We start from the raw sequence: 24,111 nt of genomic DNA, 5'->3' as shown, positions 1-24,111 counted from the left end.
TGAGTCAAGCAGCCATGACCGAGGCCTTTTCGATCGCGCTGGCAGACCTGGTCGACGCGGTGCGGCAACTGGAGGGTCTGACCATCCAGATCGGCCCGTTCGCGCTCTATCCCGACACCTGCGACCGAGCACCGGATCTGGTCGCCGCGCTGTGCCGGGCGCTGGAGGTCCCGCTCACCTTCGACGCGCCGTCCGGTGAACGCGAGCGGGACTTCGCCCTCCTCAGCCTGGCGGCGGAGATCCAGCGCGCGCAGCGCGCCCCCGAACTGGCCGGCCTGTCCTGCGAGGACGTGGCCGCCGCGGCCGCCGAGGCCCGGCGCCTTCGCCAGGCGGAGAACGCCGGGTATCGGCTGCACACGGTGCACCGGCCGGACGGCAGCGTGATCACGGCCGTCGACGCGGGCCCGCAGGACGCGCCCTGCGTGCTGATATCGCCGCCTTGTGCCTTGAGCTACCGGCTCTCGCTGCCGTGGCTCACGGCGCTGAGCTCCTCCTACCGCTGCCTGGTCATCCAGACGCGAGGCACCAGCGAGCGGATCGAGGAACCGGAGACCTTCGACCGGCGGGGCTACGACGTCGGCCACCAGGTGGATGATCTGCTCGCGCTGACGGAGGAGCTCTCCACCGGCTCGGTGCACCTCATGGGCATCTGCGGCGGCGCGGCCGTGGCGTTGGCGGCGGCCGCCAGGCGGCCCGATCGAGTCGGCTCCGTGAGCCTGTGGCACGCTGACCTGGAGCTGGGCGGCCAGGCCAAGAAGAGCGACCACCAGATCAATCTGCGTGCCCTGCTGGATTTAGGCGGTGAGTCACGCGACACCGCGGCCTGGCTTCGCGACAAGCTCACCAGCGGCCCGATGACCGGTGTCCCGGAGCGGATCGGCCCACTGGTGGTACGGCCGTACGCCACGGCCGAGCTGTTCTACCGCTACGCCAAGCTCACCGGGGCGACCATGCACTGGGACTCCCGCCAGACAGCGGCCATGGTGAGCCTGCCCTGCCTCATCGTCACCAGTGAGGACGACGACACCGCGCACCCCGACGGCTCCCGGCGGCTGGCCGAGATCATACCCGGCGCACGGCTGGTGTCGGCCGAGCACGGAAATCACCTGGACGCCTTCCGTGCGACTCCCGAGCAGGTCGCCTGCCTCACCTCGTTCCTCGCCGGCTGACCGGGCACCGCTCAGGCCTGTTCGGCCTCCGCGAGCAGCGCCTCGAGGTCGGCGATGTCGACCTGCTCCACCTGCGCGCGGACGATCAACCGTGCCAGTTCGTCGACGGTCGGCGACTCGAACACGTCCCGTACGGCGAGCTGGACCCGGAAGGCGTCACGGACACGGACGATGAGTCGTGTCGCAAGCATCGAGAAACCACCGAGTTCGAAGAAGCTGTCGTAGATACCGACCCGGTCGATGTCGAGCAGTTCCTGGAGGATCTCGGTGATCTGCCGCTCCATCGGCGTGCGCGGCGCGGCGTAGTCGTCACCGTCCACCGCGTCCCCCGTGGGGCGAGGCAGGGCCCGCAGGTCGTATCCGCCCCACGGCGTCCGCGGCAGTGCCTCGAGCACGAACAGGTGGCCGGGCACCAGGTGTTCGGGGAGGCGGGCCTTCACGAAGTTGCGGACGGTCATCGTGTCGAGCTGCGGATCGGGGCCGGCCACGTAGCCGATCAACGTCGCGGCTCCGTCGGCGGCGGCTCGCTCGACGACGATCGCGTCCCGGACCTCGGGAACGTCCCGCAGAACGGTGACGGTCTCGATGAGGTCGACGGCAGAACTTTCGCCCGACTCGCCCGCGTACTCCAAGGAACCGTCGGGCCACCTGCGCCCGAGGTCGCCGGTGCGTTCGGTGTCGTGCCAGATCTCGGCCAGCTCGCCGACCGCCGCCGTCTGCCCGCAAGAGCGCCGCAGCTCCATCCCCGTGCCGGGCAGGGGGGTGCCGAGCGGCACACGCAGCGGCGCGTTGCGGGCCTCCAGTCCGGCGGGGGCGTCGTAGCAGGCGAGCGGGCGACCGTCCGCCGCGACGCGGTAGAGGCCCACGCACCGGCACCCCGGCGCCATCTGCCGTGCCGCCTCGACGTCGTGCGGCAGCAGGTCCCCGGTGTTGTCGACGAACACGCACCGCAACGCGGGCAGGCTCGGCAGAGGCTTTTGGGTGGACAGCGCACGCAGGATCGGCGGATCGAGGTAGGCGACCGTGACGGCGTTGTCGCGCAGCCAGGTGCTGAGCGCGCCGATGTCGTTGCCGAACCCGCGGTCGGGGATCACCAGGGTCGCTCCGGCGCCGAACGTGCTGCACAGCGCCGACATCAGGTGACCTGGACGGCTGGACAGCACCACGAACCGGTCGTCGTGGCCGAACCCGAAACGTTCGACCGCCCAGTCGCCCGGCGCCGCCTCGGCTGTGGCGGAGCCCGCGAGAACAAGCCCCGCGGCATCGGCATCGGTGCCGGCTGACAGGAGCGGGCTCAGGTCGATCGTGCCGGCCGCCGGTTCGCCCGCCGGGTTCGTGTCCAGCACCGTTGAGATTCCGAGCGGGCCGGTCAGCGCCGGATCGTCGGTCTCGATCACGGTGCAGGTCACCCCCGCCTTCGCCGCACCGGCCAGGACCGCCACGAAGGCGGCGCTCGGACGCCGGACCACGCCGAGTCGGTCCGCGGCCGTGACGCCGCGCCGCGTCAGCACATCGGCGACCTTATCGGCGGCCGACGCCAGCCACCGGTAGCTCCAGCGGCCCGCGCCGTCCTCGACGGCGACCAGTTCGTGGTCGGCGGCGTGTCGCGCGACGGCGACGTGGGGTGCCGGGCGAACGGACGGCTCGGCCGCAAAATCGCTCGCCGCGGCACTGTCCGGCTCCTCGGCCGCCGCGTCGAACAGTCGCGCATCGGGGTCGGAGGCCGCGGCGCGCAGGAGCATGCGCAGCTGCCGCAGCAGTTCACGGCCCGTCGGCGGGTCGCAGCGGTCGGCGGGGAAGTCGAGCTTGAAGCGCAGCACACCGCCCGACTCCTGCGCGGTGAGCGTCAGGTCGTAGCGGCTGAACAACGATGGCGTCTCCATCTGCTCGATGGTGAGACTGGTGACGTCCTCCGCCTCGGGGCTGGCGACGACGTTGAGCACCACCTCGAACAGCGGCGTGCGGCGCGGGTCACGGGCGATGTTCAGGTCCCGGACGAGTTCGTCCATGGGAGCTTCGGCGTGCGCGTAGCCGTCGAGCGCCACCCGGCGTACGCGCTCGAGCAGCCGTACGAACGTCGGGTTGTCCGACAGGTCCACCCGCAGCGGCAGCATGTTGACGAAAAAACCGATCAGCCTGTCGGTCGCGCGGTTCGTCCGGCCGGCGACGGGAACCCCGATGACGAGGTCGGTCTGACCCGACCACCGACTGAAGATCGTTGCGAGCACCGCGTAGAGCACCATGAACGAGGTGACCCCGTGCGAGCGGCACAGCTGACGCAATGACGCGGTCTCTTGTGCTGACAGTTCGGCCACGACCTGGCCGGCTTCGGCTCGCATCGCGTTCGTCCGCCGCTGCACCGTCGGCATGGCCAGGGCACGTGGTGCTGCCTGCAGGTGCCGGCGCCAGTGGTTGATCTGGTTCTCCAGGGCCTCACCGGAGAGCCAGCTTCGCTGCCAGACCGCGTAGTCGCGGTACTGCACGGGAAGAGGGGACAGGCCGGCGCGGCGCGGATCCCCACCCGCCTCGTACAGCGCGGTCAGCTCGCGGATGAACAGTCCGATCGACCACGCGTCGGAGACGATGTGGTGCATGGTGACGCCGAGTGCGTGCTCGTCGTCGCCGAGCTTGATCAGCAGACAGCGGATGAGCGGGCCGGTCGTCAGGTCGAACGGCGTCGTGAGCTCCTCGTCGAGCAGGCGCCGGGCCGCGCGCTCGGCGGTCTCGTCACCGTCCTGGCCACGCAGGCCGGTGAGGTCTGTGATCCTGATGAGCCCGTCGTCGGCATGGTCGTCCACCACCTGCACCGGCTCGCCTTCACCGGCCGGGAACCTCGTGCGCAGCGTCTCGTGGCGAGCGACGATCGCGCGGATGCTCGCCTCGAGGACCGCCACGTTCAGCTCCCCGACGATCCGGCGCCGCCCGTGCACGTTGTAGATCACGCCGGGCAGGAGCTGGTTCTCCATCCACAGCCGTTGCTGGTCGAACGAGAGCACGGGGCGAGCGTCGCTCGGCCGCGGTCCCATCGCGTGGGGGCGGGCGGCGGAGCGGGCCGCGAGCGACTTGGCGGCCACGACCGACGCCAGAGCGGTGACGGTACCGGACTCGACGTAGTCCGCGACCGGGATGTCGACACCGATCGTCTTTCGGATCTGCGCGACCACGCGCGGCACCTGGGACACGTCGCCAAGGGCGAGCAGGCGGTCGTTGACGTCGATGCCGGAGCACCCCAGGACGTCACCGAGGATGCCGACGATCGCATCCTCATACGGTGTGCGCGGCGGCAGCGACCGCTCGGCGTGCGCGCCTGGCGGGTCGTGCGGGGTGCCGTCGTGGGAGCCGTCGTCGGAGCCGGCGGAGGATGTCACAAGCGAAGGACGCGCCATAACCGAACAGTACGGTCGCGCCGTTCCCGGCGGTTGTCACGTAAAAGGATGCCTTGCCAGGGGATGGCATCGCATCCGGTCGCATGAAAGGCCATCCTCAGGACGCCGTGGCGAACCGGACCGGCAGGCGGGCGTACCCGTGCAGGAAGTTCGACTGAAGCAGCTCCGCCGGGCCCACCGGCTCGACGCCGGTGAAGATCTCCAGCGTGTGGCCGAGCACCGCCCTGAGCTGCACTCGGGCGAGCCCGGTACCCGGGCAGCTGTGCGGGCCGGCCGCGAAACCGATGTGCGGGTTCGGGTGGCGGTGGATGTCGAAGCGATGCGGCCGCACGAAGACGCTCTCGTCGCGGTTGGCGGAGCGGGGCCAGACAAGCACCGGATCGTGGGCCCGGATGTTCCTGCCGGCGAGCTCGACGTCGCGGGTGGCGACGCGGGCGAGATGCCGCACCGGGTTCGCCCACCGTACGGCCTCCTCGACGGCCGTCGGCACCGCCGACGGCTCGTCACGGAGCGCCTGGAAGACCTCCGGGAGCTGCGTCAGCCCGTGCATGAGGTTGGTCAGCGCGCTGCGTGTCGTGGTGGTTCCGCCGATGGCCAGGTTGAGAGCGTTCAGGACCGCCTCGCCGGTGCTCATGCCCTCGCGGTTGGCGGTCCCGGCCGCCAATCGGTGCACGAGGCTGCCGGCTCCACTTCCGCGCCGGTTCGTGCGCAGCAGCTTGGCGAAGTAGCCCAGCAACTCGCCGTTCGCCTGCTCGGCCGCTTCACGCAGTTCGCCGCGCGTGTCGGTGTCCGGCCCCGACAGGAACACCAGCGCCGTCCGGCTCGTGATCCACTCAAGATCACCGGGAGGTAGTCCGAGCAGCAGGCCCGCGGCATAGGTCGGGACCCTGGCGGCGACGGCTTCGACGAAGTCGATCGTGCCGCCGCGGTCGCGGATCCCGGTGAGCAGCCCCCGTACGTACTCGTCGATCGCCGGTGCCAGGCCGGCGACGACGCCGTCGACGAAGAAGGCGCCGACGCTCCGGCGCAGGCGGCGATGCTCCGGGGGATCGGTGACCTCGATCATCATCCCGCTCGCCGGATCCTGGTCAGGGCGAAGGCTGTCGATGGTCATGCCGTGCGTGGCGGAGAAGGTGGGGGCGTCCCGGTAGACCTGCATGGTCTCGGCGTACCCGATGACCGCCCAAAAGCCCGGCCGGCTCTTCGGGCCGTGCCAGAAGACCGGATGCTCGCGCCGCAACTCGGTGAAGAGCCGATCCAGCGCGGCGGCGCGCGCTGGATCGGGATCGGCCAGATCGATGTCCGGGATCGGATCGGTGCGGTGCAGTGCCTGGCCGTGGGAGCCGTTGGTGGTGGTCATGCGGCGGCTACCGGGGCGGCTCGGCGGTTGCTGTTCGCCGGTGGGCGAGGCGGTGTCGGGGCGCTCATGCTGGCAAGCATCCCGCCGCGCGCACAGGCAGGCATCTCCCCGCTTCCAGGGACATCGCGCCGGATCGCGGCCACGACCGCGACGGCGAGCCGGATCCCGGACCGGGGGAGCGGCCCGGGATCAGCGGGGCCGGACCGGCGTCGCCGTGACCTGCGCGCCCGGGTCCGCGCCGACCTTCGCGAGCAGGTCGACGTAGGCGCTCGCGAGACGGGTGATCGTGGCCTCGTCGAAAAGTTGTGTGGCGTACTCGAACCGGCCGTCGATTCCGCCGTCCGGCCGCTCGGTGAGGTGGCAGCCGAGGTCGAACCGTGTTCCCGGCGCGTCTGGCAACAGGAATCCGGGCGGCTCGGCGGGAATCTCGTGAAGGGTGAAGAAAACGTCGAACAGGGGGTTGCGTCCCGGTGCCGGTTCGCTCTCCGCGGTTCCGGCGACGGCCGCGACGATATCCTCGAACGGCAGCACGGCGTGGTCGACGGCGGCGAGCGTGGCCTCGCGAACGCAAGCCAGCAGTTCGCCGAAGCTCGGGCTGTTGCCGAGGTCCACCCGGATCACCGTGGTCTCCTCGAGCATTCCCACGATGTTCTCCAGTTCGGGCCGGTCCCGGCCGCAGACCGGTACGCCGACGGCCAGATCGGTCCCGCCCGTGTAGCGGGCCAGGAGGGCGTGAAGCCCCGCCAGCAGTCCCGCGAAGGGGGTGGTGTCGTGGTCGGCGGCGACCTCGTACAGGCGGCGTGCCACATCCGGCGGCACGTCGAACCGGACCGTGCCGCTGCGCCAGTCGCGGGCAAGGGGGCGCGGCCGATCGGCGGGCAGTTCGGCCAGGGAGAGCCCGGCCAGCGTTGTGCGCCAGAAGTCCAGGTGCCGCCCCGCGGCCGGGCTCGCCGAGAACACACGCTGCCATTCGGAGAAGTCGGTGTAGCCGAGCGGCGAAGTGGGCACGGTGCGGCCCCGGTAGGCGGCACGTACTTGGCTCGCGACCAGTTCCAAGGACCGGTCATCAGCCGCGATGCGGTGCACGACCATGAGCAGCAGGGTTGACCCGTCGGCGGCCTGGCGCACCAGACGGATGCGGACCGGCGGCCCCGCCGCGAGATTGAAGGGCCGGGCCAGCTCTTCGGCGAGGACGCCTCGCGGGTCGCCGTCCTCCACGCTCAGCCCTACCGGCGCCACCGGCACCACGACCGGGACGGGTAGCCCGGAGTCGTCCTGCTCGAAGCACGTGCGCAAGGTGGCGTGGCGTTCGAGCAGACCTGTCAGCGCCCCCTCCAGGGCCGCGACGTCGAGGAGGCCGGGCAGGCGGACGACCAGCGGCGCGTTGTCGACGGTGCTGTGCGGCGCCGACAACTGGTGCAGCCACAATCGCCACTGGGCGGCCGAGAGCCGCAGGCCACGCCCGTCGAGGAGCGGCACGGGGTGTGGTTCCGGTACGCCGCCGGCGTCGAGTTGCGCGGCGAGCCCGTAGACGGTGCGGGTCTCGAACAACGCGTTGATCGGGACCTCCGTCTCCAGTTCCTCGTTCAACCGCAAAACGATCTGAACGGCGCGAAGTGAGTCGCCGCCCAGTGTGAAGAAGTCCTCGTGCACGCCGATCGTCGGCTGACCGAGCACCTCGGCCACGATCTTGACGATTCGTTGTTCGACCGTGCCGGTTACCGACTCTTCCGAGGAGGGACGGCCCACGTCGTCGGTGCCGCTGTGGTGCGGCGGCCCGTTCGGGGCCGGGAGCGCGGAGCGGTTCAGCTTGCCGTTCGCCGTCCGGGGGAACTCGTCCAGGACGACGAACTGGGCCGGAATCATGTAGGCCGGAGCGGAGCGCGCCAGGTGAAGCCGCAGGCGCCTGGCATCAGGTGGGTCCGCCCGGTCGGCAGGCCGGATGTAGCCGACCAGGTGGGTGGCCTCGTCGGTGTCGCCGAACGCCCGGATCGCGGCCTCGGCCACTCCTGGGTGCCGGGCCAGCAGGTGCTCGATCTCGCCGGGCTCGATCCGGAATCCGCGGATCTTGATCTGGTCGTCGCTGCGGCCGAGGATCTCGATCCGTCCGTCCGGGTGCCGGCGTGCCAGGTCGCCGGTGCGATACAGCCGCGCCCCCGCCGCCGCGGTGAACGGATCCGCGACGAACCTCGTGGCGGTCAGGGGAGAGCGGCCCAGGTAGCCGGCGGCGACTCCCGCGCCGCCGATGTAGAGCTCACCGGCCCTACCGGGCGGAATCGGCCGCAGATGCTCGTCGAGCAGGTGCAACGTGGTCTCGCGGACCGGGTCGAACCTGGTCGGGCGGCCGCGTTCGTAGCGGGTGACCGACGACCAGACCGTGGTCTCGGTGGGCCCGTACAGGTCCCAGAGCACGACCCCTTCATCCAGCAGCCGATCGGTCAGCTCGCCCGGCAGCCGCTCGCCGCCGCACAGGACCGTGAAGCCGGGCGGCGGCGACCATCCGGCCTCCAGCAACAGCCGCCAGGTGATCGGCGTCGCTTGCATGACGCGCGCGCCGGTGCCAGTCAGCAGGGCCGCCAGCCGACGCGGGTCACTGGCCTCGGAATGCCGTGCGATGACCACCCGACCACCGGTGGTCAGGGGAAGGAACAGCTCCAGACCGGCGATGTCGAAGGAGACCGTGGTCACGGCCGGCAACACGACATCGTCCGGCAACCCGGGGCGATCGCGCATGGACTCGGCGAAGTTGGCGAACGCGCGATGCGTCACCATGACGCCCTTCGGCCGCCCGGTCGAACCGGAGGTGTAGACGACGTAGGCGGCGGATTCGGCGTCCAGCTCGGCGAGGCGTACCGGACCGGGACGCACCGCGATGTCGTTCAGGTAGACCTGCGTGCCGGCGCGCAGACCGCGGGAACCGGCGGCGTCGGCGGTCACCACGACCTTGGCTCGGGAATCTTCGATGATGTAGTTGAGCCGGTCGGCCGGGTGCTCGAGGTCCAGGGGCACGTACGCCGCGCCGGAGAACTGGACGCCGAGCAGCGCCGGAACCAGGTCGACGCCGCGCGGCACCGCCACCGCTGCCAGATCGCCCGGCCCGACGCCGATGCGGCGCAGGTGCTCGGCCAGGCAGGCGGCCTCGGCGAGCACCTGCGCGTAGGTCAGGCGGTTGCCCGCCGACTCGACCGCCACCCGCTGCGGTGATCGCTCCGCCTGAACCAGGATCTGCTGCGGAACCGTGATCATGGCGTCGGCTCCGCGATCGGCCCGGCGCACCGTGACGGCGTCCGGCGCTTCATCCGCCGTGGGGGCCCCATACGCGAAGCCGTCCTCGTTCGGACGAGGAACGGGTTCTGCTGCGGCACGTGGACCTTCGGCGGACTGGTGGCTGCCGATCACGGACGCTCCTACGGTACGAGCCAGTCGGAGCCCTCAGTCAACGAGATCGGTCTCGGGCCGGTCAATGGGGTGCCCTGTCCCGCGTTCAGCGGACACCCACACCCCGATGCCCGAGCGCACCGTGCCTGGGCACTGCGACATGCCGGTGGTGACGCAGGTGACGACCGCATACCGCCGAGAAGCCGGTATCGCCTTAGGGTGCGCTAACGCTCGCAGTCCAGGAACGTCGCCAGCCGGCGGGTCTCGGAAGTGAGCTGTCGCTGCGTCCAGGAGGGCAGCGGTTCGAACGGTTCCAGTTCGACCGCCAGCCGCCGGCCGATGCGCCTGTGCCGCCACACGCCGGCGATCCGCCCGTTCACCAGGATGACCGGTGAGACCCAGCCCTGCCGGCGGTAGACCCGGCCGACGTGGCGGGGGTCGATCATCGGCTCACACCGGGCCATACCGATCACCCAGGGGTCGAAGGCCGGCAGCAGCCGCGCCACGTCGACCGGTGGGGCCGTGACGAGGTCTGGCAGGTCCGCGGCCAGTACCCAGGCGGGCCGGCCTTCGACGTCGACCTCGACCGCCTCGTCACCCAGCGTTTCGAGCATCGCGAGCACTCGTCGGCCGGACCGCGCCTCCATCCACCAGCGGCCGAGATCCGCGGCCGTGGCGGGGCCGTAGGCGTGCAGGAACCGGCGGGTGATCTCACGTAACCCCTCGGTCGGTGACAACGGAGCGGGCGCGCGGGGTAGCCAGCTCGCCGGGGAAGTGAACCGCACCCGGGTGCTCTCCCCGGGAGCGAAGCACAGGATCCCGCGTAACGAGGCCGCTTTCAGCGCCGAGCCCCAACTTGAGCGCAGCCAGTCGGCGTACTCCGCCGACCCCGTCAGCCGGCCGACCTCGAGGGCCAGCTCCTCGCGGGTGAGGGACCGGTCGGCGAGTGCCTGGCCGACCGCGGCGGTGATGGCGTTCACATCGGCGGGGCTCGCGCCGCTGAAGCCACCGGACAGCGTGCCGAGGGCGGCGAGCCATGCGTCCAGTTCGGCGGTGGGCAGCAGGTGCAAGGTCCGGCGCGTGGCCCACAGCTTCACCAGCGAACGATGTCTCCACAACGCCTCACCCACCGCGTCGCGCGGCAGGTTCTCGACGCGGGCCCACAGGCTCAGCTCGGCCGAGGACATCACCTGCGCGTGCAGGCCGCAGATATCGCCGACCACGCCGACGGCGTCTTCCGGTGCGGCCCGGTCGATGAGGTGATGCCGCGCCATCCGCCAGGCGAGAGCCTGCCGCCAGGACAATCGCACACCCTCACTCGCCACCACGCCGGGATCTCCGTCCGCTCGTCCACACGGCGCCGCGTCCGCCCGGATATCAGTACCAGGTACGCGCTGTCGCGGGCGGTGAGTCTACGAAACGTGGAAGGCCGGAAGGGCATCTGATGCGCTGGAGCCGTCCTCAGTAGATGATGCGGTTGTCGGCGGCGGGCCGCCATGCGCGAGAGCCTCGCAGGTTACGGGTGATGTTGAGGCGCTTGAGCCAGCGGTCGGTGCCGTCGTAGCGGGGCTGAAACGACTTGCGGCCGTGCACCGCCCGGAAGTTGTCGATGAAGACGGTGTCGCCGGGGCACAGGCTGATCCCGGTCATCTTGTCCTCGAGTTCGGCGCAGAGGCCGAGGAAGGCCTCCAGATGCCGGCGCGGCCAGCCGTCGGTCCTCATGTGGTACGGGTCGAGCGCCATGTACGGGTCGCTTCGGTCGCCGAACAGGACCGGCCGCTTTTCGGGATGCTCGTTCCACGACTGGATGAGCTGGAAGCTGCGGGCGCGTAACCGGTCGATGGTCGGGTCGCCGGTGGATTCGGTGCCGTTCTCCGGAAGGTGGGAGTTGTCGGGCATCTGAGTGAACTCGGCTTCAAACAGAGCTTCGACATCCAGTGCGGACCAGTTCAGGTCGGGTGCGCAGGAAACCGTGGTCTCCACCATGTCCGGGTTCTTCAGGCACATGAGTGCCACGTAGTCACCGCGGCAGGGGTGAAAGGCGTCCTCGGTGTGCCAGGACAGGTGTTGCAGACTGTTGGATCCGATCTCGTAGTGCTCGTGCCCCTTGATGGGCAGCACGTCGTGCATGATCCGGCCGTCCTGCTGCGTCGTCCAGCCGAACACGTCACCCAGTGCGGAGGCGCAGAGCAGAAAAAAGATCTCCTGCTCGAAGGCGGGTGAGTTGTACTGGCTGTCTCGCCAATGAGTGGGTGTGGGGCCGAGCGGGTCCTCCTCCATCCGCAACCCGGAGATCAGGCACAGTGCGGACGGCTCGGCAAGGCGGAAGGCCTCCAGAAATTCCAGCAGGTGGGTCGGTAGTGTCCTGGCGAGAACCGGCGCCTGCCGGATCAGTTGAGGGTCTTCGATCGTGTCGTAGGCGTCGGCCAGTTCGGTGAGCATCGGGAACAGCACCGCGTTGTCCTTCGCCGTCAGCGCCAGTCGGTGCATCCCGTTTCTCCTTCTGCCAGACGGGCGATAGCGTGCGCCAGTCTAGGTACCGCCCGCGCCCGCGCCTTGTCCCCGTTAACGGGGACACGGCGCGCGGGTTGAGCGGTCCGGCCGACGGCTGAACCTTCAAGGACACCACCCAGGGCGCCGAGGTGGCCTGCCGCCTGCCGTCCGCAGAACTCGGACTGCCGGGCGCGCGAAAAACGTCATTCCGCCGATGCGAAACAGGTCAGAGCAGTCCTGACCCAATTACTTGATCGTTGTGACCGGTCAGATTAAACGGCAGGTGAAATATCGACGACGGACAGGTCGGCGATATGGTGACTCTCTGCATGGTAGGGATCGAACCGAAACCGATCCATGTATGTCTTCCGACATTGATCGAGAAGTATTTTCCGGCCCGTTCACGGAAAATTACTCGTATCCTTACTGTGTGTAAGGATACGAGTTGATCGAAGTGCTAAAAGCAATTTGGTTCGCTGGCGCCGATATTACGGCCGCCCATCTGGTAAGGTTCCGGACGGGTTTCTGGAATAACGGCCCGACCTCGAGGCGTCCCGCGATCCCCTGACGACGCTGCGGACATACCGATGCACGAGGGCATACATCACTGGATGTGTCGGGTATGTCGGTACCGTGACACGTGCCCGTCACCCTCGCACAGAAGAATAAAAGGTCACATTAACAAAAGTCGCGGCGCACTACTAGCAGAATTTTGTCGTGCAGTGCAAGCGGGTGACGTAGATGATCGCGTATGTCCCCGAAAGCGGGGACCGGTTTCCGCGACAGGTGCGCGGCTAGTGTCGTTTGCGGTTGGCGATCAAATAGTTGCGTGAATGAAGACCCCGGTGGGAGAGGGATGTGGACCTCGGTTTGCCGCGGGTGTGGCCTGATGCTCCAAAGGTAAGACACGGATAGGGGAACTTCGTGATCCGGATCGACGTCCTTATCAACTCACCGATCTTCCTCGTTGGCCTCACCCAGATACTCAACGACGCCGGTATCAAGGTCATAGCGTCCAGGACGTCGCCAAGAGAAAAGCCCTCCTGGCTGGCCGACGCCACCCTCATCGACGCCGGCGTGCTCACCCCGCCCGACCACCTCACCCACATCGCCGAAACCGCCCAGTGCACCGCGGTCCTGGTGCTCACCGACGACACTGACACCGAGCAGGCCACCTACCTCGGCGCCGGAGCCAGCGGCGTCATCAGCAAGCGCGCGTCCGGCGAGCGCATCATCGACGCGATCCACGCCGCCACCTCTGCCGCACCGCCGCGCCCCGGCACCGTCCACAGTCATCGATGCGCGCACCCCACCTACCGCAACGGCGGTGACCATGACGCCCCCGCCCACGGTGACCTGTCCGAGCGCGAGGAGCAGGTACTGCGGCAGATCGCGCGCGGGCTCACACACGGCCAGATCGCCACCCGGCTCGGCATCAGCCCGCACACCGTCGACACGTACGTCAAACGTATCCGCGCCAAGCTCGGCGTCGGCAACAAGGCGGAGCTCACCCGGGCCGCCCTGCTCGGCCGGTTCGCCTCCGACCGGCCACCGGCTCCCACGGCACTGGCCGTACCGCCGTCTCACACGCCACAGGCCGTCGGCTGCGAAGTCGAGGGCGGCGTCGTCGGGTGAGCATGATCGTCCCGCGCCAGGTGAACGAGGCGGAACGCCTGGCGCCGGTCACCGCGGCGCTGCGTGACCTGCACGACCGGTCCGGCCTTGCCCCGGACCTGGTGGTTCGCGACGACACCGGCTGGATGCCGGCGACCTGGCTCACCGACGGTTCCCGGATCACCGACCTGCTCGATGCGGCACACCGACGATGGCAGGCAGCCCCTCATGTCGCGGCGTCGCTGGCCTGGAAGTCCTACAGTTACTGGCTGGTCCTGCCCAGCGTGATCGGCTGGGCCTCCGCTCTCCGAGTGCCGTTGTTATATCCGGCCGACGTGCTGGTCCGCATCGACGGCCCGGACCAGTTCCTCGCCATCGGCCTGCGCCCGTCGGTCGCGGTCGCGGTGCTGCCGTCCGACGCGCTGGCGCGATTCCCGCCGCCGACCGGTGTGCACGTGGCCGGCGACGAGGTCGCGCTGCTGGAGGCCCTTCGCCTGTCCCTGCTGGATGCGCATCTGACCCCCCTGCTGGAGGAGACTCAGGCCCGGGTGCGCATCGGCAGACGTGCCCTGCTCGGTTCGGTGAGCTCGGGCATCGCTCACGGCATCCTCCGCGCCACCGGGACGCTCCCCGGCTCGCCGGTGGAGAAGACCATTCACACCCTTCTTCAGGCATTGGGCATCGCAGACCTGATCGAGTTGGTACCCGGGCCGAACGGCGAGCCGACGGTACGGCGCAAGACCTGCTGCCTGCAGTTCACCGTGCCAGGGGCCACGCTCTGCACCAGTTGCTGCATCAGGCACCGGTGAGGCTCCACCCGGTACCACCGAGGTGTGCGGAACGTTGATCGCCTACCCGAATTCGCCGAATCGCCGGGGACAGCGCTTCCGTAGGGCGGCGATGCCGCTCGCCAGGTCCGGTTCGACGCCAAGGCCAGGATCGGCAAGGGGCGCCCCGGGCGCCGACCGACGGTTCGCGGCCGGAACGAGCTCATATGTCAGGAACTTCGGACCAAGGATCCAAGGGAGCACCGCGTGCGACTCAACCAATGGGCGATTCAGACGACCGACTCGCCGATCGGCACCGCATACACCCTTCTCGACCACCGCGCGAAGGAGCGTGACCTGCTCGACCTCGCCCAGGCGGCACCCCAGTACCCCGCTGCCCCGGAGGTGATCGAGCACATCGTCGCGACCGCCCGCAACCCACACGGCGGGGACTATACGGAGATCGACGGGCTGCCCCACCTGCGCGAGGCGTTCGCCGCAGAGATCTCCGCCGCGTACCGCGGGCGGGTGCGTGCCGAGCATGTGGTCGTCACCGCCGGGTGCAACCAGGCGTTCTGCCTCGTGGCGTCGGCACTCGCCGCACCCGGCGACGAGGTGGTGGTGGCGCTGCCGTACTACTTCAACCACGACATGTGGCTGCGCATGACCGGGATCGTGCCGGTGTACCTGGAGCCCGGGCCCGACCTGGTACCCACTCCCCAGGCGGCGGAAGCCCTGATCACCGCGCGTACCCGGGCCATCCTCGTGGTGACACCCGGCAACCCGACCGGTGTGACCGTGGCACCGGACCGGATCGCGGCGCTGGCCGAGGTGGCGGCGCGGCACGACGTCGCGCTGATCCTGGATGAGACCTACCGGTCGTTCCGTGACACCGAGGAGCCGGCGCACTCGCTGTTCGCCGACCCGCGATGGCCCGGCACCGTCGTCAGCCTGCACAGCTTCTCCAAGGAACTGGCCCTCCCGGGGTACCGGGTGGGCGCCGTGGTCGCCTCTTCCGAGCTGGGCCGTGAGGTGACGAAGCTGCTCGACTGCGTCGCGATCTGCGCACCACGGATCGGTCAGGAGGCCGCCTGGGCCGGCCTCACGGCGGCTCGGGAGTGGCGACGGGCACGAGCCCGCGAGATCGCCGACCGGCGGCACTGGTTCGCGACCGTGATGGCCGACCGGCCCGGCGGCTTCGAACTGCTCTCCGCCGGCGGTTTCTTCGGCTGGGTGCGCCACCCGTTCACCGGACGTCCCACCGAAGACGTCGTGCGCGAGCTCGCCGTCGACTACGACACGCTCGTCATCCCAGGAACCGCCTTCCTCCCGGACGACCGCGGCACCTTCCGGGTCAGCCTCAGCAACGCCGACCAGGCCGAGCTCGTCGACCTGGCCGATCGTCTCACCGCCTTCACCGCCCGGCCGCGCCGCGACACGCACGGATCCTCGAGACAGAACGCGGATCCGCGGGAGTAAGGTACCGCCGACGCGTGGTCGGAGCACACCGCTGACGACGGCGTGTACGCTGACGCCATGGCCGACAGCGACGTGTCGTGGGAAGCGCCTGCGTGGGAGCCGCCGCTCGCCGGCACGGAGGCCGAGCACCTCACCGGTGCGCTGGAGCGCCTGCGTGCCACCTTCCGATGGAAGACCGACGGTCTCGACTCCGCCGGATTGCGAGTTCGTGTCGGCGCCTCGTCACTGACCCTCGGCGGCCTGCTCAAGCATCTCGCGCGGGTCGAGGAGCAGTGCTTCGGCACCAAGCTCAGTGGCACGCCGCTCGGTGCCCCGTGGAACGGCGTGGACTGGAAGGCCGATCCCGACTGGGACTTCGCATCGGCCGCCGACGACACTCCCGCACAGCTCTACACCCTCTGGGACGACGCCGTCGCGCGGTCCAGGACCGAGTTCGACGCCGCCCTGCGCGACGGCGGGCTCGACCAGCTCGTCCACCTGACGTGGCCTGATGGCCGCCGAGCCAGCCTGCGGCGCATCGTGTGCGACCTGATCGAGGAATACGGCCGGCACACCGGCCACGCCGACCTGCTGCGCGAGGCCGTGGACGGACGCGTCGGGGAAGACCCACCGGCCGCATGGCGTGCGGCCTGACCTGGCGTTCCGTAACGCACCGATCCGGTCGGTACCCCTTTCACGTGACTCCACTGCTGCAGTCGCCGTACCTAATCTGAGGACACGCGCGACTGGCGCTCGGCATTCCGGCTCACCTGCGCGGCCGGGACGCTTCCACGTACCCCGGAAGGAGCCCAGCCCGCGGGATGAGCACGGCCGTGATCGAAACATGACGGCATCCGGCGACGGAAAGGAATCCGTGTGGTGCTCCCCGGCAGCTGCCTGCACACGATCTTCCGGGAACGAGCCCGTCGGGCTCCGGAGAGCATCGCGCTGTCCACATCGACACAGACCATGTCGTACAGGGAGCTCGACGCGCGAAGCGACCGCCTCGCCGGCCGTCTGACCGAGCTCGGCGTCGGGCCGGATGTCCTGGTCGGACTCTGTGCCCGAAGGAGCCCGGAAGCCATCGTCGGCATGCTTGGCATCCTGAAGGCCGGTGGAGCCTACGTGCCCATCGATCCGGCTTACCCGGCGGAACGCATCGAATACCTGCTGGCCGACAGTGCGGCACCGATCGTGGTGGCGGCGAAGGACACGGCAAAGGTGATCGGCGGACGCCACGCGTCGGTCGTCTGGATCGAAGGGGACGAGGTCGTCGCCGACACGGCCGCCATGAAGCCCGGAGACAGCAGGCGACGATCCGAGGCGACCGGCGACGACCTGGCCTATGTGATCTATACCTCCGGTTCCACCGGAAGGCCCAAAGGGGTCGCGGTCGAACACCGCAACGTGGTGCGGCTCTTCGAGCAGACGGCCGCCTGGTTCCACTTCGACCACCGGGACACCTGGGCGTTGTTCCATTCCCTCAGCTTCGACTTCTCGGTGTGGGAGATCTGGGGCGCGCTCCTGTACGGCGGCCGTCTGGTGCTGCTTCCCGAGATGACCTCCCGCTCGCCGGCGTTGCTGACCGCGCTGATTCGCTCCGAAGAGGTCACCGTTCTGAACCAGACCCCGTCGGCGTTCCACCAGCTGCTCACCGTGATGTTCGCCGCGAAGAACGGTGACGAGGGCTCCGCGGACACGACCTTGCGATTGGTCGTCTTCGGCGGGGAACGGTTGGAGCCCCGAATGCTCGCGCCCTGGGTCGACCGGCACGGCGATCGTCGTCCCGCCCTCGTCAACATGTACGGCATCACCGAGACCACGGTGCACTGCACCTATCGGCGGATCACCTCCGCGGACGTGCAATCGAACGGGGCGAGTCCGATCGGTGTCCCCATCCCCGATCTGCGCGTGTACCTGATGGACGGCGACGGGAACTCGGTACCGGACGGCGTACCGGGGGAGATGTACATCGCCGGCGGCGGGGTGACCCGCGGCTACCTCAACCGGCCGGCGCTCACCGCCGATCGTTTCGTGTCCGCCATGACCGAGAAGGGCCGAGAACGGCTCTATCGGTCCGGGGATCGGGCGGTACGACTACCCGACGGCGAACTGGCCTATCTCGGGCGCGTGGACGACCAGTTGAAGGTCCGCGGGTACCGGATCGAACCGGGTGAGATCGAACAGTGCCTGTCGGAGACTTCCGGAGTCGCGCGGGCTGTTGTCACACCACGCGATTTCGGCGGCGGCGACGTGCGCCTGGTCGCCTACCTTCTGCCCGCGGGCGGAGCCGACGCCGACGACGGCGCGCGGCTCGTCGCCGCGGCGGAGCGACATGCGCTGACGAAACTGCCACGACATCTTCGGCCGTCCGTCTACAAGGTCGTCACGGAGATTCCGATGACGCTGCAGGGAAAGGTGGATCGCGATGCGCTGGGAAAGTGAACCCCGGGCAGGGCGGGAATGACCGCGCCGCTGAGGGCCGGCGTTCCGGTGACGGACGTCCGGGAAACGATCATGGACATCATGCGTACACATCTGGACCGCGAGATCGATCCGTCGGTCGACGTGTTCGACCAGGGGGTCACATCCCTGACCTTCATCCGGGTCGTGGCTCAGATCAACGAGAAGTACGACATCGCCATGGATGTCGCGGAACTGGAGGAAGCGAGCGTCGACGCGCTGTCGGGGCTCGTGGCGGAGCAGCTGAGGAGCGAGAACCGGTGACGGAAACAGTGCAGCAGAGCTTCAGCCCCACCCCCGAAGAGGTCGCCAGGTTCCACCAGCTCGGCTACCTCGGCCCCTTCAAGGTGTACGAGGAAGACGAGATGCGGCGCATCTGGCGGCGCGAGCGGCTGCGGCTGATGAACCGTAGCGGCGCCGTCTACGACGAAGGCGACGCGCAGGCGGGCAACACCAACATCGCCAACTACGACCGCCACCTCGACTCGACGTTCCTTGCCGATCACATCTGCCACCCGCGGATCGTCGACCGGGTCACCGCCGTGCTCGGCCCGAACGTTCTGTGCTGGCGTAGCGAGTTCTTCCCGAAATACCCCGGTGATGAGGGAACGGACTGGCACCAGGCCGACACGTTCGCCTTCGCCTCGGGCAAACCGCAGATCGTCTGGCCCGAGGAGGAGAAGGAGTTCGGCGGCACCATCACGGTGTGGACGGCGTTCACCGAAGCCGCGGAGGACACCGGGTGCCTCCAGTTCATCCCGGGAACGCACCACACGATGTTCTACGACGAGACCAAGGAGATGCACTACCGGGCCGACAAGATCAATAATGCGGAGAAGGGCGGCGTCAATCGCGGCTTCTACGGCTACGACTACCGGGAACTGCAGAAGGACCCGAACTGGCGGCCGCCGGAGGAGCAGGCGATATCGATGATCATGCGCCCAGGCGAGGCGATCATGTTCTGGTCGACCATGATGCACGCGTCGAAGCCCCACAGCGCGATGGACAAGGAGATGCGCCTCGGCTTCGCCGGCCGCTACGTGCCGACCAGCGTGGCCATCTACCCGGACACCGAAGACGTGGACGAGTACGGCGGCCGGGTCAGTCTGAAGGACTACGGCGCGGTGCTGGTGGCCGGTGTCGACACCTACGACCACAACCGGAAGGTCACGGCCACCACGCGCGGGCACACGTTCCCGGTCCGGTGATCGCCCGCCGAGACACGATACAGCCGGGCCGGTCGCTTCCGTACGGCTGAGCCCGGCCACCGGTCCATCAGGTGTGGCAGATCTGCCAGGGAGTAGCCCAATGCTGGAGCCGCGTGCGAGCGAGGCGATCGCCCGGCTTGTGACATCCGTGCTCTCGGTGAAGCCACTCGTGGAGGGCCTGGCCGTTCCGGTCCGGGTCGTTCCGGTCGCGAGCGACACCACCGACGCGTCCGAAACCCGGTCCACGAGGTGGTGGAGCGGGCTGGAGCGGCTGCTGGGCCGGATCGCCAGGCAGGCCGGCGTCACGGGGCTTTCGTTGTCGCGGAACGTGGCCGTCGAGGACCTTCAGGTCTTCGAACGCGTGATCAGCGATCGCCTAGCTCTCGCGGACGTGGCGAACGCCATCGCGGCACTGCCGGAAGAGCTGCCGGCACAGGCCGACCGGGTGATCGCCACAACGGTGGCGGACGGCTTCGACGCGTTCTTCGGGAAGGACACCATCGTCTCCTACGACGGGGTGCCGCTGAACGTGTACAGCGCCGGCCCCGGCGACGAGGCGGTCGTCCTCGTTCCCGCCTGCGGTATGCCCGCCGCACTGGCGGAGGCCTGGATGCGTTTCCTCGCACGGGATCGTCGTGTCCTGGCATGGGAGAGCAGAGGCCTCTTCGGCGCGGCCGAGCAGGACGGCGACTGCGCCGTCGACATCACGGCGCAGACCGCCGACCTGTTCGCCGTCATGGACCACTACGCCGTGTCCAGCGCCCACGTCGTCGGCCTCTGCGGCGGGGCGGTGATCGCCTTGGCGGCCGCGGCCGATCAGCCCGCCAGGATCTCCTCGCTCAGCCTGTGGCACGGCGCCTATCAGTTCGGCGGCGGTTCCCCGAGGACCAGATTCCAGAACGACCTGATCGAGCTGATGACCATCGCCGCGCACAGCCGTGCCGCGGCACGGTCGGTACAGACCGCCTTCTGCCAGGTGGCACTCACCACCACCCCCGCCGAGACGGCGCATTTCGTGCTGTACCCCTACACCAACCCCGAGCTCTTCTACCGGTACTGCCGGCTCAACGGCAGTCTCGCCACCACCGACGTGGAGCAGTACCTCACGAAGGTACAACAGCCCACGCTCGTGGTCACCAGCGAGGATGACGAGACCGCCCACCCGCAGGGCTCGAAACAGGTGGCCGACGGCCTGCCGAACGGACGCCTACGGGTGGAAGCACATGGCGACCACTCGTCCCTGTTTCACGCGGACACCACCCTGATGCAGGTGGCCGTCGACTTCATCGGGCAACAGGGCCACCGCCCGGACAGAGGCTTCGCCTCGATCGACTGTCCTCGATTCGTGTGACAGCACCACGAGGGCGGCTCTCGGTAGCGTCTGTGAAGAGCTCATACGCACCCTCGCGGACGAGGTGGGGATGAACGTACACCCGCAGGACATCGACCGCCGCTGGCTGAAACGGTTCGGCCGCATCGACCACAACGCCCGGATCCGATTGTTGTGCTTCCATCACGCGGGCGGCAGCGCGGCCATGTACCGCGAGTGGCACCGGCTGATGCCGTCATCCGTCGAACTGGTCGCCGTCCAGCTCCCCGGTCGCGCCGACCGCTTCGCCGAACCGGCCCACGACCGCATGACCTGCCTCGTTCACGACCTCGTCGACGTCCTCAAGCCGCTGCTGGACCGACCGTTCGCCTGCTACGGCATCAGCATGGGGGCCAGGGTCGCCTGGGCCCTCACGCACAGGCTCCGCGAGCTGGCGATGCCGTTGCCCACCCGGCTCTACGTGGCGTGCGATCCCGCGCCCATCACCGATGACGGCACCTGGCCCTGGCAAGGGCGGCCCGACGGCTTGGAGGGCTACCTCCGCGAGATGGGCGGCACGCCACTTGAGGTGCTGGACAGTCCGGAACTGCTCCGGGCCGTACTCCCGACTCTCCAGGCGGACCTGGCCGTGCTCAGCACGCACGATTTCTCCCCGACCACCCCCCTGGACGTGCCGATCCGTGCCTTCGCCGGCGTGGACGACCCCACCGGCACTCCCGAACGCGTGGCCTTTTGGCGCACCGAGACCACCGCCGGCTTCCAGCTTCATCATCTGGCCGGCGGGCACTTCCTCAACGCCGCCGCAGAACGCCAGGTCGTCCAGACCATCGTCCAGGACCTTCATCTGACCGGCGGGCACTTCCTCAACGCCGCCGCAGAACGCCAGGTCGTCCAGACCATCGTCCAGGACCTTCATCTGACCAGCGAAGGGAAAAGAGTGTGAGCAGCGGAAATGTCGAGGACATCTACGAGCTCTCACCGCTTCAGCAGGGCATGCTGCTGCACAGCCTGCATGACGGCGCCGCCGATATGTACCTCAGCCAGCACACCTATGCCGTCGACGGACCGCTGGACGTCGACGCCTTGATACGCGGCTGGGAGGCAGTCGTCGCCGCCCAGCCCGGGTTGCGGACGTCGTTTCACTGGCAAGGGCTGGACAAGCCGCTGCAGGTGGCCCACAAGGAAGTGGCACTGCCGGTCCACCACCACGACTGGTCCGACCTCGACGACCGGCGACAGCTCGAACGGCTCGAGCAGCTGCAGAATGAGGATCGCGCCGCCGGTTTCGATCCCGCGGTGCCGCCGCTTCAGCGGCTACACGTGATCCGGCTTGGCGACCGCCGCTACAAGCTCATCTGGACCTACCACCACGTGCTGCTGGACGGCTGGTCGATCCCCGTCCTGCTCGACGAGGTCATGGCGTGGTACCGCACACTGACCCTCGGCGCTCCTGCACCGCAGCCCGTGCCCGCCTACCGCGACTACATCGCCTGGCTGCACCGCCAGGATCTGCACGAGGCGCGCGACCTGTGGACCAAGACCCTGGCCGACGTCCGGCCCAGCCTCGTGGCCCGATTCGAGCCGACGGACCCGCAGCACGGCACCGGAGCGGTCGAGCGCCGCACGGTGAGCCTGCCGATGTCGCTGGCCGACGGGCTGCGTGACGCGGCGGCCCGCCACCGCGTCACGCTCAGCACGATGGTGCAGGCCGTGTGGGCCATCGTGGTCCAGAGCTACACGGGCCAGCCGGAGATCACCTTCGGCTGCGCCACCTCCGGCCGTCCCCCCGAGCTGCCGCAGGTCGAGCGGATGGTGGGCCTGTTCGCCAACACGCTGCCGTTACGGGTCACGGTGCCCGACGACGGTGACCTCGGCTCGTGGTTGCGCGACATCCAGAACACCTACGCGGCCATGCGCCGCTACGAGTACACCCCCCTCTCTGAGATCAAGAAGTGGGCCGAGGTACCGGGACAGCAACTCTTCGACACCCTCCTCGTGCTGGAGAACTACTCGCTCGCCATCGACGCAGGCACCGGAGACGCCACGGCGGACGAACCACTGAGGTTCCGCGTCGACACCCTCTACGACAAGATCGACTTGCCGCTGACGTTGACGGTCGCACCCTCTCCGGTATCGGAGATGCAGTTACTGATCCACCGCGACCGGTTCGCCCCCGACTTCATCGACGACCTGCTCAAGCGGCTGCACCTGACCATGGAGGCGATCCTCACCGCCGAACGCATCGCCCCGGTCGTGTCGGCGACCGGCCCGCGGCCGGTCCGGCAGCCCGAGCCGAAGAGGGTGACGCGCGAGCGACCGTCGGCACCCGAACCGCCCGCCACCGCCGAGGAGGAGGCGATCGCCGCGGTCTACAAGGAGGTCCTCGACCTCACGGACCTCGACGTAACGGCCAGTTTCTTCGAACTCGGCGGTGACTCCTTCGACGCCGTCCGCGCGGTCGGCCGCATCGACGGCGCCAGCATCGGAACGCTCGCCTCCAACCCCAGCGTGCGTGAGCTTGCCCAGGCACTCGTGCCCGCCGCGGCCGAGGAGCCGGACACGGCACTGGACGACGAGATCGCGGAGCTGGAACGGCTGCTGGCCGCGAAGCGCGCGGCGAAGGAGCAGCAGGGCAAGCCTGATCGCATGGTGCCGGTGGCGCGCGGTGAAGTGCTCTCCTGCACCCACCAGCAAGAGGGCCTGTGGTTCATGCACCAGCTCGACCCGACCTCGACGACCTACCACATCCCGTTCGCGTTGCGGTTGCGTGGTGTGTTGGACGTCGCCGTCCTGGAGCGGGCCCTGCTCACCTTGGTGGAGCGGCATGAGGCGTTGCGTACCAGGTTCGTCGAGGTGGACGGTCTGCCGCGGCAGGTGATCGACCCTCCGCCGTCGGCGTTCTCGCTGCCGGTGGCCGAGCTCGATGGTGAGGTGGTCGAGCGGTGGGCGGCCGGTCAGGCGCACCGGCCGTTCGATCTGGCGGCCGGGCCGCTGTTTCGTGCGGCGCTGGCCCGGCTGGGGCCGCAGGAGCACGCGATCGTGCTGGTGGTCCATCACATCGTCGCCGACGGCTGGTCGGCCAAGATCTTGGCCGAGGAGCTCGCCGCCCTGTATGCCGCCGAGCGCGGTGGAGGTGGGATCGAGCTGCCGCAGGTGTATCTGCAGCCGGCCGATCATGCGGTCTGGCAGCGCCGCTGGCTCGATGGCGATGAGATGGAGCGTCAGCTGGCCTACTGGCGTGAGGCCCTGGCCGATCTGCCGACGCTGGACTTCCCCAGCGATCGTCCTCGTCCGGCCCAGCCCACCGGTGCCGGTGCGGTCGCCGGTCGCCGGTTGCCCGACGCCACCGCCGCGGCGGCACGCGCCTACGCCCGCACCCACCAGGTCTCCTTCCTGGCGGTCCTCCAAGCGGCCCTGCTGACCGTGCTGCACCGCTACACCGGGCAAGACGATCTGACCATCGGGTCGATCTTCTCCGGCCGTAC

16 protein-coding genes are annotated in these 24,111 nt (G+C 69.1%); 11 read left to right on the top strand and 5 right to left on the bottom strand.

Annotated elements, in window-relative coordinates:
- Positions 1 to 14 precede the first annotated feature (14 nt).
- Positions 15 to 1,169 (top strand): alpha/beta fold hydrolase, encoded by a 1,155-nt coding sequence (locus ACLQ2R_RS33365; RefSeq protein WP_425965399.1) that lies wholly within the window; start codon positions 15 to 17, stop codon positions 1,167 to 1,169.
- 11 nt (positions 1,170 to 1,180) lie between these two features.
- Here ACLQ2R_RS33365 and ACLQ2R_RS33360 read toward each other — a convergent pair whose 3' ends face one another.
- The 5 genes from ACLQ2R_RS33360 to vioC all read right to left on the bottom strand — a co-directional run bounded on the left by ACLQ2R_RS33360 (position 1,181) and on the right by vioC (position 11,783).
- Positions 1,181 to 4,537: a condensation domain-containing protein gene (locus ACLQ2R_RS33360; protein ID WP_425965398.1), complete on the bottom strand. Its 3,357-nt coding sequence runs from the start codon at positions 4,535 to 4,537 to the stop codon at positions 1,181 to 1,183.
- A gap of 115 nt (positions 4,538 to 4,652) precedes the next feature.
- Positions 4,653 to 5,915 (bottom strand): cytochrome P450, encoded by a 1,263-nt coding sequence (locus ACLQ2R_RS33355; RefSeq protein WP_425965397.1) that lies wholly within the window; start codon positions 5,913 to 5,915, stop codon positions 4,653 to 4,655.
- 189 nt (positions 5,916 to 6,104) lie between these two features.
- The gene (locus ACLQ2R_RS33350; protein WP_425965396.1) at positions 6,105 to 9,161 is read right to left on the bottom strand and encodes an amino acid adenylation domain-containing protein; all 3,057 of its coding nucleotides are present in this window, start codon (positions 9,159 to 9,161) and stop codon (positions 6,105 to 6,107) included.
- A 356-nt stretch (positions 9,162 to 9,517) separates the two neighbouring features.
- Positions 9,518 to 10,621, bottom strand: a complete 1,104-nt coding sequence (locus ACLQ2R_RS33345) for a winged helix DNA-binding domain-containing protein (RefSeq protein ID WP_425965395.1) — start codon at positions 10,619 to 10,621, stop codon at positions 9,518 to 9,520.
- Between the two features lie 133 nt (positions 10,622 to 10,754).
- Positions 10,755 to 11,783, bottom strand: a complete 1,029-nt coding sequence (vioC, locus tag ACLQ2R_RS33340) for an arginine beta-hydroxylase, Fe(II)/alpha-ketoglutarate-dependent (RefSeq protein ID WP_425965394.1) — start codon at positions 11,781 to 11,783, stop codon at positions 10,755 to 10,757.
- A gap of 927 nt (positions 11,784 to 12,710) precedes the next feature.
- Here vioC and ACLQ2R_RS33335 point away from each other — a divergent pair.
- From ACLQ2R_RS33335 to ACLQ2R_RS33290, 10 genes are all read left to right on the top strand, one after another.
- Positions 12,711 to 13,421 (top strand): helix-turn-helix transcriptional regulator, encoded by a 711-nt coding sequence (locus ACLQ2R_RS33335; RefSeq protein ID WP_425965393.1) that lies wholly within the window; start codon positions 12,711 to 12,713, stop codon positions 13,419 to 13,421.
- A 2-nt stretch (positions 13,422 to 13,423) separates the two neighbouring features.
- On the top strand, positions 13,424 to 14,209 hold the full coding sequence (locus tag ACLQ2R_RS33330) for a (2Fe-2S)-binding protein (protein ID WP_425965481.1): 786 nt from the start codon (positions 13,424 to 13,426) through the stop codon (positions 14,207 to 14,209).
- 225 nt (positions 14,210 to 14,434) lie between these two features.
- On the top strand, positions 14,435 to 15,646 hold the full coding sequence (locus tag ACLQ2R_RS33325; protein WP_425965392.1) for an aminotransferase: 1,212 nt from the start codon (positions 14,435 to 14,437) through the stop codon (positions 15,644 to 15,646).
- Between the two features lie 57 nt (positions 15,647 to 15,703).
- On the top strand, positions 15,704 to 16,279 hold the full coding sequence (locus ACLQ2R_RS33320) for a DinB family protein (protein ID WP_425965391.1): 576 nt from the start codon (positions 15,704 to 15,706) through the stop codon (positions 16,277 to 16,279).
- A 222-nt stretch (positions 16,280 to 16,501) separates the two neighbouring features.
- On the top strand, positions 16,502 to 18,070 hold the full coding sequence (locus ACLQ2R_RS33315; RefSeq protein ID WP_425965390.1) for an amino acid adenylation domain-containing protein: 1,569 nt from the start codon (positions 16,502 to 16,504) through the stop codon (positions 18,068 to 18,070).
- 18 nt (positions 18,071 to 18,088) lie between these two features.
- On the top strand, positions 18,089 to 18,352 hold the full coding sequence (locus ACLQ2R_RS33310; RefSeq protein ID WP_425965389.1) for an acyl carrier protein: 264 nt from the start codon (positions 18,089 to 18,091) through the stop codon (positions 18,350 to 18,352).
- Positions 18,349 to 19,296 (top strand): chlorinating enzyme, encoded by a 948-nt coding sequence (locus ACLQ2R_RS33305; RefSeq protein ID WP_425965388.1) that lies wholly within the window; start codon positions 18,349 to 18,351, stop codon positions 19,294 to 19,296. The genes ACLQ2R_RS33310 and ACLQ2R_RS33305 overlap by 4 nt, the downstream gene beginning before the upstream one ends.
- 100 nt (positions 19,297 to 19,396) lie before the next feature.
- Entirely contained in the window at positions 19,397 to 20,647 is a 1,251-nt protein-coding gene (locus ACLQ2R_RS33300) for an alpha/beta fold hydrolase (protein WP_425965386.1), read from the top strand.
- Between the two features lie 70 nt (positions 20,648 to 20,717).
- Positions 20,718 to 21,569 (top strand): thioesterase II family protein, encoded by an 852-nt coding sequence (locus ACLQ2R_RS33295; RefSeq protein ID WP_425965384.1) that lies wholly within the window; start codon positions 20,718 to 20,720, stop codon positions 21,567 to 21,569.
- Positions 21,566 to 24,111 (top strand): condensation domain-containing protein (locus ACLQ2R_RS33290; RefSeq protein WP_425965382.1); only part of this gene is annotated, 2,546 nt, incomplete at its 3' end. The genes ACLQ2R_RS33295 and ACLQ2R_RS33290, both read left to right, overlap by 4 nt.

This window comes from Streptosporangium sp. DT93, assembly GCF_049844535.1.
Classification (GTDB): domain Bacteria; phylum Actinomycetota; class Actinomycetes; order Streptosporangiales; family Streptosporangiaceae; genus Streptosporangium.
This window is presented reverse-complemented; position numbering and strand designations above follow the sequence as displayed.